The following is a 19,356-nucleotide window of genomic DNA, read 5'->3' as shown; positions in this document are numbered from 1 at the left end:
AACAATGCTGGCCTTTTTTATATGTAGAATAATTAAGCGGTTGGAATAATGCTAAGAAAACACCACGGTTTTATTACCATTAATAAATAGCTTATGCTCTGAGGCAAGTTGAAGTGCTTTACAAAACACAGTCTTTTCAACATCTTTGCCCATTTTAGCCATCATTTCAGCGGTATTCGCATGTGTAACGCTGGTTACATCTTGCAAAATAATAGGACCTTCATCAAGCTCATTATTAACAAAGTGAGCGGTAGCACCAATAATTTTTACGCCGCGCTCAAATGCTTGATGATAAGGTTTAGCCCCTATAAAGGCAGGCAAAAATGAGTGATGAATATTAATTATTTTACCTTCAAATCGACCCACAAATTCAGGACTTAAAATACGCATGTATTTGGCAAGGCCAATAATGTCAGGGTTGTAGCTGGCAATTAGATCGCCTACTTTTTCGTCATGTTCGCTACGGGTTAACCCTTCGTGCGATACAACATGAAATGGCACACCAAACCCTTTAGCTAGCGGCTCTAAATCAGCATAGTTAGCAATTACAGCGAGTACTTCAATATTAAGAGTTTGTTCAAATTGCTTTAACAGCATACCACCTAAACAATGAGCTTCTTTAGTTGCCAATAAAACTACTTTAGTTTTTGCGCCGCAATGTAGCGCAAGTTTAGCGCCTTCTGGCAACAGTGCGCGTAGTTGATCTAAAAAGTCGCTTTGTGGCTCGCCTGTAAGCTCTGTACGCATAAAAAATCGCTGCGCGTCTTTATCTACAAATTCGTTGTTACGCGTAATATTTAAATTATTTTTATGGCAAAGCCCTGTAATTTTAGCTATTAAGCCTACATCATCAGCACATTGGGTGGTTAGTATATAGCTCATTGTCCTCATTCTTACCCTGTAATTAATCCTTTCATTATTTGTGTTTTGGCACATAAAGCAAGAGCTTTGTGGACTAATCCAATATTAATCATGTTGTTGAGTGTGAAAGAGGTAATAAAGTTAAAAAGTCTTGAATAGAGGGTAAAAAAAATGCCACCTAAGTTACCAAGGTGGCATTAATAAAAATTATCTAGGTTTCAGGTTAATTAACCCTTAGGCTCGGGAGATAAGTTTTCTTCTTGTCTTAAATACCCGGCAGCTTCTTCATCATCTTTCGCTATCGCTTGCTGAGTAGGTATAGCACGCGTTTGTTGGTTTAGTTGATGGATTTGTGACGCATTACCTAAATCACGCTCACTGGTGATTGAGGCGATAGATTCGCGGTCTTTTAAGAACGCAATAACGTCTTTTTTGATTGCTTGCAATTGTCCTTCGTCTTTATGCATTTCCATAATATGGCGAGGATGCTCAAGGTTTTTCATACCTGTTGCAGCAAACGTAGTAGAAATAACACGAGAAACAATAATCCAAGGCGTTATGCTACTGCGTACTAAAGTATTTTCTGAGCGGGTGCTATCGTGAATACCAGTACCTGTTGATATTTTAGACTCAGTAAAAGTACCTTCGCATTTAAAGTACACAAGCAGTGATTCAAATTGCATTTCAGCAAAAAACAGATGAGCCGTATTTGTTAGCAATTGTGCAAATGCTTTAATAAGTATACCTATTAGCAATAAGTGAAAGCTTGTCATTAATAGTTCACTAAATTGAATAACATGTTGGTTATTAAATGCTTGTTTAAAGCTATTAATATTTGCCGCATCAATGTAATGGTAAATATTAATAAACGAATACGCTAAAAACACAGTAAATACTAACGCTACAATATAAAGTAAGTTACCGCTCACCAAAGCAAGTAATCTCGCGAGTGTAAAGTTTTTACCTAAGTCCATTGAGTGCAGTTTAGGCTGAATCTCTTGGATCATTTCACCTTTAAAACCGCCTTTACCTTCTATTTGTTCTTGAAGCTTAGGGTCTAATTCTCTGTAAACTCTGTTAGGTACTTCTTTATAGCGACGATTAGCCATTACTAGGTTATCGAGGTTTATGAAAATCTCGTCTGGATGAACAGACTCTTGCCAGTTTTCACGTAGTTCAGATACTTCAGCTGAAGGGGTAACTGAATTTAAACGCGCTTTAATCATGATAAAAGCAAGCGCACAACTTAGAGTCGCTAATATAATAATTGCAATTAAGTACATTCCAGCGTGAAGACTAGGCAGTTGCTCAAGCCAGTTATCTATTTCTTGTTTACTAATGCGCTGCTCTTTCATCAACCATGACATAGAAAGACCAATAGCGATGGGTAAAATAAAAGATAAAGAAATAATTTTTGCAAGCGCACCAGTACCAAGTGCTTCAATATTCTTTTCTGCATTTCGAGAGATAGGTTTACCTGTAGAGCGCCACGAAAAAAGAACGTAAAACATTAATATTGCACTATAAACCGGAAATGCTAATTCCCCAGCTTCACCGGTAAAGCCCGACAAAGACACAAATGCAACAAGGCCATAAGCAATAAGGGCGACAAAGGTGCTTACCCATGAGCCAAATAATCGCTGGGCAACATTACGAATAGGATATGGTAGAAACAATAACTTAGGGATTAAGCTGTGAAGTAATCGTGATAAAAAACCATTAGGCTCTTTAAATGTACTGTTTTTACGACCAACCAGCATTTCTTCAAGTGATTGCGCTGTGTAGGCTACTTCTTTTTGCTCTTCTTGAGCGGTTGATGCTTGTGATTTGCTGTAGTTATAAGCAAGTGAAGTAGGGTGGTTTCTGCCTACAAAGTATTTAAGAGTTGCATAAATACCTGCCGATAGTGAGCGAATGCCGAATGCTAAAATAAGCATGCCAAACACCATTAAAATCCAACCTGCGGTTGTATCTTCTTTCACAGAGCCTGCAGCAATAACAAGTAAACTAATACCAGCTATAGACTCAATGAGTCCTCTTAATGCTGTTACTTTACCTTCCAGTTTGAAGGGGTTTTTTAGTCCAAGATCAATCGATCCATAATCAAAAGCCATTGAATTCTCCATTTAAACAGCACCCCAATTGCAGGGGACAAAGTGTAATTAATCTGAACTTAGGATAATAAATCTACCTCAAGTAGCTATTTTTAGCGCTAGGTGCATTGAGTTTAATCGTAATAGACTTGTTGCTGGCGCGTAAGTTAGACCTACTTTACGAAAACCTAAATAGAATTATTAATATATATTAAGTATTTATAATTGTTGTTGGTTTTTTATTATATATCAATAATCATGTTCAGTTTAAGGTTATTTTAAAGTGATACATTTTATATTTCGACACATGCTTAAATATAACTGGAGGGTTAGTGAAGCTAATTTATGTAGACGATAATTTACCAGGGATCACTCGTAAACTTAAACATAAAAGTTGGCTTTACTTTGATCCAATCGGTAAGCAAATAAAAGAGCAAAATGTGATTGATCGTTTGAATGGATTGGCGTTTCCGCCTGCCTATAAAAACGCCTGGTTTTGCTCAGAAGAAAACGGGCATATTTTAGCGACAGGATTTGATAGTAAGAGGCGAAAGCAATACCGCTACCATCCTGAATTTAGGGCACAGCAAGAAGCAAAAAAATACCAAGCATGTGGAGTATTTGGTAATAAACTCCCTTTGTTAAGAGCGCGTTTAGAAACAGACTTACAAGGCGATGAGCTTAATATTGAACGTACTTTAGCGGCAGTTGTAAGACTTATGGATTTAGGTGCGTTGAGGGTAGGTAACGAGCGTAACGTAAAGCAAAATAAAAGTTTTGGCGCTACAACACTACGCACACGCCATGCAAAACTCACGGGTAAAAATATTCAGCTAAAGTACCGTGCTAAATCAGGCAAGGAACGTGAAGTAAACATAACCGATAGGGTGCTTAGCCATGTAATAAAAGACTTACAAGATTTACCCGGGCAGCATTTATTCCAGTATATAAATGAAGGTGAGCGCACAAATGTTACATCAAGTGAAATAAATCAATACATTCAGCAAATAATGGGCGAGGAGTTTAGTGCAAAGCACTTTAGAACTTGGCGAGCAAGCGTTATTGCATTCAAACAATTAGCTAAAGCTAAAGGGGCGCTTACTTTAAAAAACATGCTTGATAGTGTCTCCCAGCAACTCGGTAATACTCCAGCTATAGCACGTAAATCGTATGTGCATCCCGATTTAATTACGCTGTGTAAAGAAGATGAAGGTACTCAAACTGCGTGGAGGGAGTCCCTTTCATTACCACGAAAAACGAAGTACTTGAGTCGTTATGAACGTGGTTTTTTAGCTTTTTTAAACGATTAATTGCCATAGCAACTTTACACACTTGGGCATATTAATTACATATTCTCTAATTTTATTTATTAACGTTTAGAATAAGTTATTTTAAAAAGTCATTAAATTTCAATTGTTTAATTTAAAAGTTTAATTTGGCATTACCGTTGCACCTTCAAAGCACTACTTAGTGATAAGTACATAAGCATTTATCAACGATATTTAGCGAGGAGGTACACAGTGAAGGGGTCATTTTCAAATCAAGCGCTTACTAAAGCAAAGGGTATTACTTTAAAAACAGCATTGTTTATTGGCATGGGCGGCTTATGCTCAGCACCAACACTCGCTGCTAATGAGCTTGAAAGTGTGGTACTCGCTAACTCTTCACTAACTACTTACAACTCACAAAAGTACATGCAAGCTGATGACACCTACTACTTTGACCAATATTCAGCGCAGTTAATTGAACGTACAGAAAAAGCAATTAATTGGTATCAAGAAATAGTTAACAAAGGTGGTTTTACACACTTATATAACGACGAATTGCTTGAACTAGGCAGTAATAATAATCAGGTGAGCTTACTTGCACAGCGTTTATATCAAGAGCGTGACTTAAAAACTAATGTGTGCGACGAAGCTATATGCACGTTTGATAAAGATTTAGAGCAAGCTGTTAAGCAATTTCAAAGTCGCCATGGTTTAAAAGTTGATGGCCGAGTGGGTAAGCGTACTTTTGCATCGCTTAATGTGCCTGCACAGCAAAAACTCGATAAATTAAAACTTAACTTTTATAGAATAACTAACTTTGCAGGCGCAAGTGATGAGCAATATGTGTATGTAAATATTCCAGAATACAGCTTACGATTTGTAAAAGCGGGCGATGTAAAATTAAAAAACAACGTAATTGTAGGTAAACCAAGTTGGGAAACACCTGCATTTAGCGACGAAATAGAAAAGTTTGTAGTTAATCCTGAATGGCGTATACCCACCTCAATTGCCACTAAAGAAATTGCACCAAAGGTAGCCGAAGATCCTGACTACCTTGTAAAAAATAATATTGAAATTAGAAAAAACAGTTACCTAGATTCACAAACTGTTAATCCTAACAATATTGATTGGGATTCTATTAAGCCGTACCAATTTGATCACTTTTTAGTAAAACGAGCAGGGAGCCAAAACCCTCTAGGGGAGGTTAAGTATTTATTCCCCAATCCCGAAGCAATTTATGTTCACGATACACCAGCAAAGCACCGTTTTAGCCAAGCAAACCGAGCCTTATCGCATGGTTGTATAAGAATAGAAAAGCCTTTTTCGTTAGCGCGTGAGATTATTAAGCACGAAGGAGAAGCGCAAACACTCAGTCATATCGATAGCGCTCGTGACCAAAATAATACTCAAACGTTTCATTTAGATGAGCCTCTTCCTATTCATTTAGTCTATTGGACTGCATGGGTTGATGAAAACAAACTGGTTAACTTTAGAGATGACATATATCAACGTGATAAAAAAGCACTTTTAAACAATAGTAAGCAGTCGGTAATTGCTGCTTTGTTAAAAAATAAATAATGAGAGGGTTTATGCAATTTATTCATTATATTTCTATCGCCATATTCACAATTATATTTAGCAATAGTGTATTTGCTGCAGCGCCTACAAAGCCTATACATCAGGTAGTTGAGATAAAAAACAAAGCCAATTTTGAAGATGCAGAATTTAGCCTAAAAATTAACGATATAGTTATGCCATATTCGGTGTTTTCAGTATTTGTAATGCCCAAAGAGCAAGTTGAGTTTGAAGTGCTTTTTGCGCAATCAAAAAATGCTTACACACTAATTAACACTCAAGGGAAATCTAAGCTTACAGATACCAACCGTTGGCAATGGCAAGCACCCAAAGAGCTTGGTTTAACAACGGTAATTATTGAGTCGCCCGATAAAAAACAGCGTATGAAAATCAACGTATTTGTAAAAGTACCGGCAGACAATGTTGAAGGAGGAAAGCTCAAGTATTACCACATTGGGCACTATCCTAAACCTTCACAGATTAAAGACGTTTCACACTACATAGTGCCCGATGGCTTTGTTAAGGTAACGCCTGAAAATGAAAACGTAAAAATATCACCTCACTTTTCACTAAAAGAATTTGTTAGTAAGCAGCGAAGTAAGCACCCAAAGTATTTATTTTTACAAAATAAGTTGTTACTTAAACTAGAAAAAATACGCAAAGAGCTGATTTTAGAAGGGATACCGGTTAGTAATATGGTGGTTATGAGCGGTTATAGAACTCCGTACTACAACAAATCAATCGGCAATGTAAAACTTAGTCGACATGTATTTGGTGATGCAGCCGATATTTTTATAGATAACGATGGCAACTACCGTATGGATGATATAAATAACGACGGTAAGCATTCAATTGGTGACGCTAAAGCTATGGCCGATATTGTTGAGTCGTTAGCTAGACGTGAATCATTTAAAGGTTTACTAGGTGGTCTAGGTATTTATGGGCCTAAGTCGCACAGAGGCGCATTTATACATGTTGATACGCGTGGCTTTAAAGCGCGTTGGGTGAGTAAATAGTTATATTAATAAATATATTAGCGCAATTACCACCTAGCATATTTAAAAAGTGCTGGTAAAACTCATATTACCAACACTTTTTGAGACAAGCTTATCAAAAGCTAATAGAATTAAGGTAACAACGCCCATGTCATTAAGATGCTAAATGTGTACGATTCGCTAAAGTTAATTTGGCGAACATTAAAAATATCTGAAAATAAACGATTCCAAATTTCGTTAAATAACTTTGATAAAACTAACGCACTAGCGATCCATGTTGCTAAAAGTAATATCGTTTTTACAATCAAAGAGTCAATATACATATCTATAAGGGCATTTGACTCGTGTGTACTTCCTACTTCATAATTAGTTAATGCAAAGACAAAGTTTATAGCCCATAAGGCTATTGTGGCTAAGATATTAAAACGTGTTGTAATTCCTTTTTCCATTTAAATACTTCCTTTTCATTATTATGTTTAAGCTATAAGTGCTTGTGCTGATTTAGTCTATCCTCGCTCTTATTAAGTCTATAATATATTACTGCAACATGAAAGTTTCGTATTCTAAGTTTTCAAATTGTCTCGACAACCAAAATAAACCAATAACGGAGCTAATTATGGTCGCTAAAGCAAAACCATAACCGTAAAATTGTGGCCCAAATGCAATTGATAAGTAAGTTAAAACAATATTAGTGAATAAAAACAGACCCGCCAGTATCATTACCGTAATACGTTTATCTAAATAAAATAAAATGTTTAAAATAGATAAAAATATAACTTGTACGCCTACACCAACTACATCAATAAATAAGAGGGTTTTATAGTTTGGATCAATACCAATAAAAGTTAGTATTTGTTCTCCCCATAATAATAAGCAAGCGACAGTAATTCCTTGAATTTTAAATATGTCGTAAAGACCACTGCGCGCAGTGCGGATCATATTATCTTTCAAATGATAAATTTCTTGTAACGTTGAGCCGTCGCGAATTGCAGAGTAAAAACGGTCATATTCTTCAACAAAGTCAGTTTCCATCCTTACTAAAAATACGGCCATACCTGGGATAATAGATAGGTAGGCTAAAAATATAGGTAAATCATAAATAGGGCTGGCTCTGAGGGTTCCAATAATTTGGATTGATGTACTTGGTGAATACCAAAAAATGATTTTATCGGCCCATACAGCGATGTTATAAAACAGGCCGCATAAAAATAGGCTGTAATACACTTTTTTATTGTTCAAAAAGTCAAAGCTTATAAGTTTTTCACCTGGGTAGCGGCGAATAATCATAAATAGAAAACTGAAAAATAATAAGGCTTCACCAGCAAAAAAGGCAAAAAACAACCCGTCTAACTGCCAGTCCCTAAGCAAGTAAGCCAGTAATACCATGAAAGCATAGCCGCTCAGCATCGTGACTAAAATAAGCCTGTATTCTTTCATACCTGATAAAAATATTGCGCCAAGCCACTGATTACATAAGCTAATAAAGGCACCTAAAATAATCACTTTAGTCATAATGGGTAAAGGTAAAAATGGCCAAACAGCAAGACCGACCAATAGGGCGCCAATTGTAGTAATTAGTTGTGCGCCAAGTAGGTTTGGTAGCACTAATCCATCATCTTTTGTAAAAAATAAATCGGCAATAAAACGGGTTAGCATCAATTGCAGACCACCCGTTAAAATAAGCGATGCGGCCATCATATAGGTTACAAGCGTTAAGAACTGAATGATCAACACTTTCGGTAGCACAATACCTAAACTTAAAATGCCAATCAGCATAAGCGCGATAATTGACAGTAGCCACGGGCCAGAACCAATTAATCCAGCGTAACTATAAGCTTCAAATACTGAAAGTAGGGTGTTTTTTTTGAGAATTTTTCGTATCTCAAAACCTATTCCGGCCATGACATTGCATCCTTATAAAGTGTGTCGTATTGCGCAAACATATGGCTTTCGTCATAAAACGTTTTTACGCGCTTAAGACCACTCGATTGATACTCATGCCACTTTTCGTCGTTATTTAAGATATTTGATATTTGCTTTGCTGTTTCGCTAGGAGAGGCTATTGATACCACTTCTCCGGCTTTGCCAAGTGCTTTGTCTTCGTCAGTTGCGCCTTCAATAATCTCACGGCACGAACCAACATCACTTGCAAGGACTGGAACGCCAGCTGCCATCGCTTCTAGTAGTACTAAAGGTTGTGCTTCAGAAATAGAGGTTAGTGCAACGATACCTAATTTAGGCAGTATTTCAGCTATATTTTGCATACCTAAAAACGTAACGTTATTTTCTAAATCTAAACTGCTGACAAGTAATTGACATTCTTTATAATATTGAGGGTCTTCTTCGTATGGGCCAATAATCCAGCCTTCAATTGTAGGTATACTAGACTGAACCTCTTTGATTGCACGGATAAAAGTTTTAATATCTTTTATAGGCACTACACGACCAATTAAGCCTACCGTGAGTGGAATCGTTTTTGGACGCTGTGCAAGTGCTTCAATAAAACGCGATGTTTTAATACCATTTGGCACTACGCGTGTTTTTTCTGGTGCGGCGCCATCTTTTATTTGTCGTTGTCTATTACCATCGTACAAAGAAATTATTTTATCGGCTTCTTGATAAGATGTTCTGCCGATCTGCTCAAAGAAACTAATCCACATTCTGCGAATAAAGCCCATTTCGGTATTTAAATTTTTACCTAATACCTGCTCTGACTCTTTGATCCAGCTGGCTTGAATAAGGTCTATTTTACGCTCTTTGGTATAAATACCATGTTCGGTTAGTAAATACGCAGTGTTGCTAATTGCGCTTGCACCAGAACCTAGGAATCCCGCATAGCCTGTTGATATTGAATGTATAAGTTTAACATTAGGTAATTCGCGAGCTATCTCTGCTATTTTAAACAGCGGTTTGTATAAGTTACGATACGACCAAAAGAAATCGATAAATGATGATTCATCACAGTAGGTTAAATAATATTTTGCGAGAACTTGCCATGAGGATTCACTATACAAAAAGTCGGCTTCGTTTATGCCGTCTTTTTGGGCAAGCTTTTTAAAAGCAAACTTTAGTAACTCGCTAGGGATCGGTTCTTTAGAGTCACGGAAATAGTTTTGCAGTTGTTGCCAAAATTCGAACAACTCTTTTTTATACTTTACGCCATGTTTTGCTTTTATTTCAGAGGCGTTGTTTTCAACTAAATAATGAACATGTAATTTGGTTACATTTTTAGGTAATGTATATTGAATTTCACCATAATGCTCAGGTGCACCGCCCAAAAAAACCAGCTCAAAGTTATAGTGTGGTAAGCCTTCAATAATTTGATGGACCCAGCTCGATACGCCGCCTCGGACATAGGGGTAAGTGCCTTCTAAAAGCAGTAATACATCAGCGTTTGGTTTAGGCATTCCAATACTCCTGTAAATGGCGTAACTCGCTACCCTTTGGTTGCTCTGGTAGTTCTTTTAAATAACGTTTACAGTCATCGAATTTATTCATACAAAAAGCAACTTCAGCTTTATAGGGCAAAACATGACGACGTGCCATACCAAGGTCTGTGGCTTGTGCTAAATGACTAAGTGCAAGTTCATATTTACCAAGAGCTAAACAAAGCCGGCCCAAAAATACAAAGGTTGCAGGCTTTTTCACATATTCGATGCTTTGCAAGGAAAGTGTTTCTGCTTTTTTTAACACGTATTCTCGCAATGCACCTTGTGCCAATCCTAAGTAACTAAGTTCCCAATATATTTCAGCTAATTGTTGTTGCAAGTTACTCAGTTTTGGTTGCTGAGTCGTTAACAATATCTCTTGCTGATATAGGCCTATTTTTTCGTTTAACTTAGTTTCTTTAGCATCGAGAGTGGAGTAAGCAAGCAGACGAATATCATCTTCTAAGTCTTTAAGGGCGAGTTTTAAAATAGGAATTGCCTGCGTATCACTCATGTGACGTGCAGCCATTACTGCACTAAGACGTTTGTTTGGCTCACTTGCATACTTGAGGATCGCTTTTAATCCACCCATCGAATAGGTTGGATTAGCTGAAATACTACGAACTTCAAAAGGGAGACCTGGGATTTTGTGTTCTTGTATTTCAATATCATTATTTTTAAGCGGTTTACACAAAGCAAACGTGAGTGCGAACATAACGCCTAAAACACCAAATAGAGGAAGCGTAAACAGTAGTGAAAATAACAGTAATAGGGCACCAAATAATGTACTTTTGTATTTAGCTGGAATCACAATATAGCTTACAAAAGTAAAAAGCATACTTGCTATAGCATGTAATAAAATAGCGATAAGCCAATTGGGTGTATCAAGTGTTTCTATTAAAGCAAAATATTCACATATAAATCCCACTATTACAGCAATGACAATTCTAATCATGAAGTGTTACCAGTGGTTTAATCGCATCTTTACTAATTGGCAAAGCAATTTGTTGTTCAATAACGATATCTAATTCAGCTAAATTTTTACCTGTACGCTCTTTACTCCACCCATTTATACGCGTTATAAAACCGTCTTTTTCTAATTCATCAGTAAGTGGCATAAGTATTAACAGAGTTTGCTTCTCATCATCATATAAGTAAATATCTAAGCCTCGACGGGCTTCCGTTAAATACTCCATAAGTCGACGGGATTCGTTGGTAATATTTAATGTTTTAACTTTTAATAAATGTGCAGGAATTTTGTAACGTTTAGCTTCTTTGTTAGCTCGTTTTACTTGGCGAACAAAGTACGGAGATTCTTCGCTAGTCATTATCGGGTTGGTTATTTCATGTCGAAGTAAGTCTCCAACGTGTCCGGCCATTACGGCAAGTAAAGTAAGCGTGTTTTCTTTGAGCGCAAAAAACTGTACTTTTTCGACTAAAATAGCGCCATAAATGGTATCGTTTACATCAATAAGTGGAATTGCGATATGGTATTTACTGCTGCCTAAATAAACTTTAGAGCTTTTAACCGACACCAGTTCTTTTTCTTCAAACATAGCAAGGATTAGTGGGTCAGATGTTATTGGCGAAGTCATTTTACCAATAACAGCAAGAGGGGGCTCCACTATATTATTGTTTTCCACTTTATATAGCCCGGCTTTTTCTAATGCTCCATACTCTACAAATAAATTGATAATCACTTGCGCTGCACTATCTAAACGTCTTTCTTTAAGTTGGCCTATAGATGCTCTTACAGCTTGCAATGACTCCCTTAAACTCAATGTATGCCCAGCTAACATTTGTTCTATTCGATCGTGTGAAGAGCTAATTAAATGATATTGACGAGTGAATTTTTCAAGCCGATCAGACACATACTCTAGTTGAATAGTCTGTTGTTGATTAGTACGCTCCCAAACATCCCTAAATTCACCCGCGATCATAATTACAATAGTATAGCCAATCATGGCGTTGATATTGAATTCGCTTTGAGGTGCCAAAATATCGCTTTGCAACAACAGTAATTGGCCTACGAGTAAAGTTAAAATGCTGATAAAACCTTTAGAGAACCCATAACGCAAAGCAACCAGTAAAGGCCCTAATACAGGCCAAGAAAACCCTCCTTGCGTCCAAAAAGGATCCTCGGCATTAAACAGAACAGGCAGGCCTAAAGCCAATGTGGTAAATATAATTACCTCAGCCCATGTCTGTAGCTCAGGGACTTCTCTTGGGCGAAAGAAATGTGTTTTCACTCACTAACCTCTATATAAGAAATTAAGTCGGCAATTACATCTTGTGCCGTTGCTGCAATGCTATCGCGTCCCCAACCACTTTTTGCAATTGTTCCTGTCCATATCGGTGTGGTTTGGCCGTTCGCAGTTAACGATAAAGTAAGAGCAACAACGGGTTCGCCATCAAGACCAGCTTTGTAGCGCCACTCTTCAATGCTACCGGTGAGTAGATAATCCGCTTGTTGAGTGCTTAGCCATTGCATGGCGTTATCTAAACGATATTGATCGTCAAGTGGTGGTAGCTCCTTATTGCTATTTCTGGGTGCGCGAAGAAGCGTTGGTAATTTATTTTGTTGCCAAATACTTGTTAAAATGTCTTCAGCACGCTCACCAGCGAGAGGTGTTTGAGCATGATTTACTAGCGGTAATAAGGCAACTGTTGTTGATGGGTTTATTTCTACATCATCAGCAACTCTACTCGTTGTACAGGCTGATAGTAATAAAACTAGACATGGTATAACTAAGCGAAACATATTTTCTCCTAACATTAAAAATGTACGTAATATCCTAATTGTAACTGTGTATCTGAATTACCAACCTTATTACTACTTTGGTAACCCAGCTGTAATTTAAATAAATCATCACCTAAAATAGACCAACCAGCGCCACTTGAAACAGACACATCAATATCATCGTTGATAGTTTGGTAACCGGTGCTTATATCAAATAGCCATGATGGGCTAGTACCTAAATAGGGCGGTTCTAGTGAGCTGGTTGAGGAAAATGAGGTACCGAGCGCAAAGCGTCTAAATGGCTGAAGTTCTATATTTAATGCGGCATCGTTACCTGTATTTATAAGCGTGTTCACTTGTTCAAAATCTTGCCATTGCGCGCTAAAATAAGCAGTCCAAATTGGCCTATCTTTTAAAATACGGTATTGGTATCGGGCGTTATACTCTTGCCCGTTGATGAGTGAACTTCCACTATCTCGTCGTAAAAAAGACATTATAGCGGCCGATAATTGCATGTTTTGTCGACCATCAATATTATAGTTTACATAGGCCGTAGCTTTGTTAAGTTGCGCAAAACTAAGTAAGGCCTCTGACTGGCGATTTTCAACATTGTGTTCAAGCTTTAAACCAACTTGTGTACGAGAATCCCATTGATAGCGAGAATCTAAGCTAATACCCTGACGATTTGCTAAACGACCTTGGTGGGAATCAATTTTTGCATCGAAATACCAGCGACCCCATGTCATTTTATTTTCTACAGCAAACAGTAATCCATTATTATTAAAGTTTTTCTGATTACTTAGGCTTAGTTTCCACTGGCCATTGGCATAAGGAAAATAAACATTTACATCGTATTGGCTACTGTTTAATCCGGCCTCAGGCGATAAATTAATTTCAAGTGCTCTAAAGTATGAGCCTCGGGCATTACGAACTAAACTTAATTGTGATTCGCTCGGCTCAGTTGTTAGTTCTTCGTACCAACGCTGCATTGTTGCGTAGGGTTGTCTGAGGTAGAGAAGTGCATTTAACTTATCTTCCTCGGTTAGTGCATTTTGCGTTATGAGCTGTTTAATTTTATTAAACTCGCCATTAGTCATGTAAAGTTGTAGTTTTTGCCAAGGAGCTAACTTTTGTGCTGCTCGTCGTGCTAACCACCAGTTTGTTTGAGGCTCGCCAATTGTCTCGGGTGCTAGTTCATCCATTGAATTAAGTTGCATTAAATGTGGAATAGCCATCGCACCTGCCCAGCGGTACATTAAGCCTCGGTAGGCGTATTTATCTTTAGGTAAATGTTGTAATAAATAATGATTAAGTTCGGTGGCATTTGCGTAATAACCAAGCTGTTTCATTACATCAGCTAAGTTAACCAGGGTTGTTAAGTCGTTTGGATCAGCCAGCGCTAACTTTCGTAAGTAAAAGTAAGCGCTATTATATGATTTTTCATGAATCGATAAGCTAGCTAACAGTTGCGTCCAGCCGTGAGTAGTCTCATCTTCTGAATGATTATCTATAATACGCTTTATCATTACTGTATCATGCATTTGCAGCGCTAACCAACCTTGTGCAAGCACAACATCAGAGTCATATTCGCTTAATTTAGCAGCGCGGTTTAAAGTTGTATAAGCTGAATTTAAATCACTTTGGTTTTGATACCAGTTTGAGAGTATTAACCAAGCAGGATAAAGTGCTTTATTATAGCGCTGCTTTTCGAGTTCTTGGTGGATACGTTTTATCGATTCTTCATCATCAACGTGTGAACTCAATAATGCAACTTGGATTAATTGTCTAATTGTAAGCGATGGTTGCTGCCATAGGTAATCGAGAAGGCCTTGAGGATTGTTCTCAAAGCGCAGTTGTTGATAGTGCAACATATCACCTACACTGAGCTCACTAATGGTCATTAATTGTTCGAACGCATAAAGCTCTTCTTTTTTATTTTGAACTCGTAATGCCATATCAACGCGTGCAGTCCAAAATTCAGTGTCTGTACTTTGTTTTTTTTGCTTTAAAATGGTAAGTGCGGTTGAAAAATCATCGATAAGCCAAAATGATCGGGCAAGCCATAATAGATCTTCTTCATTTTTTGGACCTTGGTATGTTGGCCATAGTGACCTTAAGCCTTTTAAGTTACCAGTATCGTGCAGTACTTTAGCTTTCCAGTATTGTGATAACACACTTTTACCACTAATTTGTTCAAATCGTTCAATATGATTTAGCTCTTTTTTTGCATTGCCGATGAACTCATTGGTTTGCATCCATTTAGCAAAACCATTGCCTTTTAACTGCCTATTTTGCGCTTTGTATTCGTAAATATCATTTGCATCTTGATACAAATAAAGAGAGGTTGCATCGTTTATGCTATCACTGAGCATGGCTGGTGTTACTGCATGATTTGCCATTAACCACTTAAATTCATTAAGTGCTTCGCTGGGTTTATTTTGCCAACGTTTTACTTTCCAATTTAGTAAATGGAGTTCTTTGTTATTTGGACTTTTTATTAGCAATTTTTCGAGTAATTGTTCGGCACCTTTTGCATTACCATTGGCTAAGCGTAAATACATTGCCTTAGTTAAATAGTGTGTATTATTAGGGGTAGCTTTTAGTAGAGCTTCTACCGCATCTGCAGCATCTTCTGTATTGCCGGCTAAGTCAGCTAAATAAAGAGTACGTTCAGTGTTAGCTTGGTCGCCATACTTTTTCCACCACATATAGGCTTGCACAGGGTCATTTGCGCCAAGCGCTGTTTCAATTGCTTTTTCAGCTATATTTGCGTGTATACCTGCTTTATAAATGACTAATGCTTTAACTGGTTCGCCTGCACTTAACCAGTAATCAGCGGCGAGTAATGGCTTGTTTTTTAGCTGGTAGTACTGTGCAACACTTACATTTAAGCCAAGCGCTTTAGCTATGCTTAGCACTTGTTCATTCCAATTTTTATGGGCCTTTATTTTTAAAGATAACTCTTCAAATCTATCATCTATATTTGCACCACTTGCTAACCATAATGAGTAAAGTAGTTTGATTTCAAGTGTCGCTTTGCGCTCACTTTTAGGTAACTTTGCAAGCTCAATTTTCGCTTGTGCGTATTCGCTTAGCTCTATGTGTAGCTCAATTAGCTTAGCGCGTAGTTTTTCATTGTCAGGGTCAGTATTAAGCGCTGCATTTAGGTACGATGTTTCAAAAGTATAATCTTGTGAAAGCGTATCATCTTCAAAAAATAAGGTATGCGGAAATAACGCATAAAGTGCAAAGCAACTTACGGCTAATATCGTTAATATTGTTTTTATAGATACTAACTGAGGGCGTTTATTAGAATTCATTATGGGGCAGTCCCAGCACAGTTAAGGTAGCCATAAAAGTCACCCATAGGTATTTTGAAATGCGTTAATTTACCGTGAGTGATACCTTTAAAGTGCTCTCCCAAATGAGATGTAAATTGACATTTACGTCCATTCATTAAATCAAGTGAAGCGGGCACCCAAGCTTTAAAGCTTACTGCGCCATTTACCTGCCAATTATCGATAACCACATTAGCAGAAGCTAAATAAGGCTTACTATTATTTTGGCTGTGATCAAAGCTAAGGCGGGCAATATTATTGATAATATGTACGTAGTCGCCTTTTTGAGTTACACCAGATACCCCTTCACTTTGGGCTATATTTGGTATATCAAAATCGCTAGGTATTCGTAAAGTACGAATATATTTTGAGCTAAATAGCCATTCATCGTCATTATTTTTTGCTAATGCAGAGAAATAAAAATCTTTTGCAATTTTTGCAAAATGACTCAAATGTACAGGTGTATTTGGCCGTGCTAAAACATAGTCTATATTGTGTTTTAAGGCATCGAGACCAGCAGGTATTTCCCCCGAATAAAAGTGATAATAAATAGTGTAAGGCTTTAATCTGTATGGTTTTTCTGTTATTTCAAATGTTTCGGTTAAACGTTTAAACCCATAATAAGGCCCGTGCCATAAATTAGTGAATACATTTTCATTCAAGATAGGAGCATAAATTTGATATAACAGGTCGCGCTCAGGTCGCCCAATTGGCGATATATGAGACAGGCTAGGGTTATCGGCATTTGCATCTGTGTTGCCGCCATTAATGTTTAATACACCCGCGTCACGGGCAAGTTCAAGTGCTTTTGGCCCAGGTGTTGCGTCACCAGACCACAGCATTAATACTGTTTTTTTATTTTTTGGTGCCAGCTTTTCGTCAATGTATTTTATAGAGCCCGTAATTTCTTTTTTTAAACTTATAGTGTCGTATCCTGGCACATCAAGATGAAAACCATAGTCGGTGTCATCCTCATCTATTTTTTTCCGACCAGAGAGTGCGGTCCAAAAATAAGGGTGACTATAAGTATGAGATGCAATTTCAACATAGGGTAAATCGAAAATACTGCGCGCAATACGTTCTAATTTAGGACTCGCTTTTGAGTGAAGTCCAGTAGCTTCAATATCTGCTTGAATAATTGATGATGTTAAAGGGAGTTTATAGCGTTTAATTATTTCATCGCGGATCACTTCTGCCGAATAAGGTCTACCTGTAAAATTTGCAATACTTGAAAAACCATCACCATCAATATGTAGAGTAAGCATGCGCCTACCACTTTCAGTTGTTGTATCGGGGACTAAGATAGGCGGGAGCTCCATCGCCTTTGTCAGCAATGTACGAGGGTCGATAACCCACTTACTACCTTCCATCGGAAAAGTATCAATTAGCCAAGGGGCAACCACCACAGCACCATATTTTGTTTTTGCACTTTGCACAACAATGCTGCCATCAGCCGCTTTTATATTAATAAGCGCAGTGGCATTTGGCGCTAGTTTCAGTAAATATGGTTTTACTATTGGTGGTGGTGTCGCGGCTTCACCTTTGAACCATGGGGCAAAGTAATTTAATTCATAAGGAGCAGGAGGTAATACATTGAGTGCTTCTACACCTAGTTTGATTAGTAGTGTAGTCGAAAGCGGTAATTCTCCCATAACTAACAAAGGGACAGCGCCTAAATTTGTTTCTAGCCAATTAGTTATCGCCGGGGTATAAAAAGCATCACTGGTAGTCCACGAAATAACGCCAGCATGTAAACTTGGATCTATGAGAGGAAGCGCTCTTTTTGCTACATCAATGTAATCAGGGATATACCCCAAATATTCAATCATGGTTGCAAGTTTTAAGTGCACCGTAGTATAGATAAGTGGCTTAATATCACTATTGTAAGGAATTAGAATACGCCTAGCTATTGGTGTGATATTTGACGTTCCCCATGTTTGTAGGTGTCCGTCAGTTATCCAAGGTGCATAACCGTTTTTTATTATTTTTTGAGCCATAGCAAGGCGATTTTTGGGCTTTGCATAATCAATCACTTGTACATTAAAGCCCAAGTTTTTTGCTGTATTTAATTGTGCAATTAGCCATATTTGATCACTTTCGGCAGTGAGTTTGTAGCTATTATCAAGAGGATTGTAATGGCTATATAACCCCTCCGCTACTAAATCAGTTGCGAACCCTTTTAACTTGGGAAGTAGTTCAAACCCACGATTGAGTATTAAATGTTTATCAAATGAGCTTGAGAGGTCCTCAATAATTGAAATTAGCCCAGCTTGTTGGTCTGCTTTATTGCTTGTTGTATCTAATAGCTGATAGCTATCTAGTGTATCTAAGAATAAGCCAGTGAAACCACGGTCTTTTAAATCATTAGCGCTGTTTTTTATGCGTTTATGCCAATACGTAGAAGTTAAATCGGAGATATGACTATTCCAATTGGGATTAACAACAAGTGATGACGTGTTTTTTTCGAATGACTCACCCACACTAAGATAAGCATAAACAGCAATGTTACGCTGCGTAAGCCAATTAAGCTCATGCTCTGTGATTAATTCTGGTTGCACTACCACACGAGAATAAAATGTCATTTCAGCAAGAGGCATCGGTGCTGAATAATAAAAAGCAGTGCTGTTGTTTATTGGCTTGGCGAATACATGAGCAGAAATTAAAAGCGTAAAATATAGAATGTACTTCATTGATGATTCATTTTGGTTGGGATTAAGCAGAGATAAGAAATGACGTGCGTTCCGATTTTATGCTAGGTAATTCGTATTAGTAAGATAGGGTGATTATATGTTAATAAAAATAAAAAAACTACATGATTGTTCCTAAGTTTCATCTTTGTTTTTCGTTGTTTTACTTATTGGTGGGAGTAATTGGTTAGGTTCATTATTTTGCTTACTACTAAGGTCGCAATGTTTTAAGTATTAAAATGTATGCCTTACAACTATAATATGGACAAAATCGCCAAGGTTGGTTTGGCTCTTACCTCGACATTTACCTTTAATATTTACACGCTTCGTAAATATTAAGTTGTATGTAAATAAACTAATTTACCTTTATC

13 protein-coding genes are annotated in these 19,356 nt (G+C 37.4%); 3 read left to right on the top strand and 10 right to left on the bottom strand.

Translation table 11 applies throughout. The annotated features are described in order from the left end of the window. Positions 1 to 51: 51 nt before the first annotated feature. A complete protein-coding gene (gene purU, locus P20495_RS15495; protein ID WP_008134586.1) occupies positions 52 to 882 on the bottom strand; it encodes a formyltetrahydrofolate deformylase in 831 nt (276 codons plus the stop codon). Between the two features lie 206 nt (positions 883 to 1,088). Continuing rightward, positions 1,089 to 2,975 (bottom strand): hypothetical protein, encoded by a 1,887-nt coding sequence (locus tag P20495_RS15500; protein WP_008134585.1) that lies wholly within the window; start codon positions 2,973 to 2,975, stop codon positions 1,089 to 1,091. A 311-nt stretch (positions 2,976 to 3,286) separates the two neighbouring features. Here P20495_RS15500 and P20495_RS15505 point away from each other — a divergent pair, with 311 nt between their 5' ends. The 3 genes from P20495_RS15505 (at position 3,287) to P20495_RS15515 (ending at position 6,813) form a co-directional block, all read left to right on the top strand. Further along, positions 3,287 to 4,264 (top strand): DNA topoisomerase IB, encoded by a 978-nt coding sequence (locus P20495_RS15505; RefSeq protein ID WP_008134584.1) that lies wholly within the window; start codon positions 3,287 to 3,289, stop codon positions 4,262 to 4,264. Between the two features lie 210 nt (positions 4,265 to 4,474). Next, the gene (locus P20495_RS15510; protein ID WP_008134583.1) at positions 4,475 to 5,800 is read left to right on the top strand and encodes a murein L,D-transpeptidase; all 1,326 of its coding nucleotides are present in this window, start codon (positions 4,475 to 4,477) and stop codon (positions 5,798 to 5,800) included. Between the two features lie 11 nt (positions 5,801 to 5,811). After that, positions 5,812 to 6,813 (top strand): D-Ala-D-Ala carboxypeptidase family metallohydrolase, encoded by a 1,002-nt coding sequence (locus tag P20495_RS15515; RefSeq protein WP_008134582.1) that lies wholly within the window; start codon positions 5,812 to 5,814, stop codon positions 6,811 to 6,813. Positions 6,814 to 6,923: 110 nt separating this feature from the next. Here the strand turns inward: P20495_RS15515 and P20495_RS15520 are convergent, their stop codons facing one another. From P20495_RS15520 to P20495_RS15555, 8 genes are all read right to left on the bottom strand, one after another. Then, positions 6,924 to 7,241 (bottom strand): hypothetical protein, encoded by a 318-nt coding sequence (locus P20495_RS15520; protein ID WP_008134581.1) that lies wholly within the window; start codon positions 7,239 to 7,241, stop codon positions 6,924 to 6,926. An 88-nt stretch (positions 7,242 to 7,329) separates the two neighbouring features. Then, positions 7,330 to 8,694, bottom strand: a complete 1,365-nt coding sequence (gene pelG, locus P20495_RS15525; RefSeq protein WP_008134580.1) for an exopolysaccharide Pel transporter PelG — start codon at positions 8,692 to 8,694, stop codon at positions 7,330 to 7,332. Further along, the gene (gene pelF, locus P20495_RS15530; RefSeq protein ID WP_008134579.1) at positions 8,682 to 10,199 is read right to left on the bottom strand and encodes a GT4 family glycosyltransferase PelF; all 1,518 of its coding nucleotides are present in this window, start codon (positions 10,197 to 10,199) and stop codon (positions 8,682 to 8,684) included. The genes pelG and pelF overlap by 13 nt, the downstream gene beginning before the upstream one ends. Beyond that, the gene (locus tag P20495_RS15535; protein ID WP_008134578.1) at positions 10,192 to 11,175 is read right to left on the bottom strand and encodes a hypothetical protein; all 984 of its coding nucleotides are present in this window, start codon (positions 11,173 to 11,175) and stop codon (positions 10,192 to 10,194) included. Before P20495_RS15535 ends, pelF begins: the two co-directional genes overlap by 8 nt. Continuing rightward, complete coding sequence (locus P20495_RS15540; RefSeq protein WP_008134576.1) at positions 11,168 to 12,469, bottom strand: PelD GGDEF domain-containing protein; 1,302 nt, start codon at positions 12,467 to 12,469, stop codon at positions 11,168 to 11,170. Before P20495_RS15540 ends, P20495_RS15535 begins: the two co-directional genes overlap by 8 nt. Beyond that, positions 12,466 to 12,981, bottom strand: a complete 516-nt coding sequence (locus P20495_RS15545) for a hypothetical protein (RefSeq protein WP_008134575.1) — start codon at positions 12,979 to 12,981, stop codon at positions 12,466 to 12,468. Before P20495_RS15545 ends, P20495_RS15540 begins: the two co-directional genes overlap by 4 nt. Before the next feature lie 14 nt (positions 12,982 to 12,995). Continuing rightward, positions 12,996 to 16,280: a tetratricopeptide repeat protein gene (locus tag P20495_RS15550; protein WP_008134573.1), complete on the bottom strand. Its 3,285-nt coding sequence runs from the start codon at positions 16,278 to 16,280 to the stop codon at positions 12,996 to 12,998. Further along, positions 16,280 to 18,988 (bottom strand): endo alpha-1,4 polygalactosaminidase, encoded by a 2,709-nt coding sequence (locus P20495_RS15555; protein WP_008134572.1) that lies wholly within the window; start codon positions 18,986 to 18,988, stop codon positions 16,280 to 16,282. Before P20495_RS15555 ends, P20495_RS15550 begins: the two co-directional genes overlap by 1 nt. Between the last annotated feature and the right edge of the window lie 368 nt (positions 18,989 to 19,356).

Source organism: Pseudoalteromonas sp. BSi20495 (assembly GCF_000241185.1).
Taxonomy (GTDB): Bacteria; Pseudomonadota; Gammaproteobacteria; order Enterobacterales; family Alteromonadaceae; genus Pseudoalteromonas; species Pseudoalteromonas fuliginea.
This window is presented reverse-complemented; position numbering and strand designations above follow the sequence as displayed.

Coding starts and splice junctions, on each gene's coding strand:
- purU (WP_008134586.1), bottom strand. CDS start 882: ATGAGCTATATACTAACCACCCAATGTGCTGATGATGTAGGCTTAATA.
- P20495_RS15500 (WP_008134585.1), bottom strand. CDS start 2,975: ATGGCTTTTGATTATGGATCGATTGATCTTGGACTAAAAAACCCCTTC.
- P20495_RS15515 (WP_008134582.1), top strand. CDS start 5,812: ATGCAATTTATTCATTATATTTCTATCGCCATATTCACAATTATATTT.
- P20495_RS15520 (WP_008134581.1), bottom strand. CDS start 7,241: ATGGAAAAAGGAATTACAACACGTTTTAATATCTTAGCCACAATAGCC.
- pelG (WP_008134580.1), bottom strand. CDS start 8,694: ATGGCCGGAATAGGTTTTGAGATACGAAAAATTCTCAAAAAAAACACC.
- pelF (WP_008134579.1), bottom strand. CDS start 10,199: ATGCCTAAACCAAACGCTGATGTATTACTGCTTTTAGAAGGCACTTAC.
- P20495_RS15535 (WP_008134578.1), bottom strand. CDS start 11,175: ATGATTAGAATTGTCATTGCTGTAATAGTGGGATTTATATGTGAATAT.
- P20495_RS15545 (WP_008134575.1), bottom strand. CDS start 12,981: ATGTTTCGCTTAGTTATACCATGTCTAGTTTTATTACTATCAGCCTGT.
- P20495_RS15550 (WP_008134573.1), bottom strand. CDS start 16,280: ATGAATTCTAATAAACGCCCTCAGTTAGTATCTATAAAAACAATATTA.
- P20495_RS15555 (WP_008134572.1), bottom strand. CDS start 18,988: ATGAAGTACATTCTATATTTTACGCTTTTAATTTCTGCTCATGTATTC.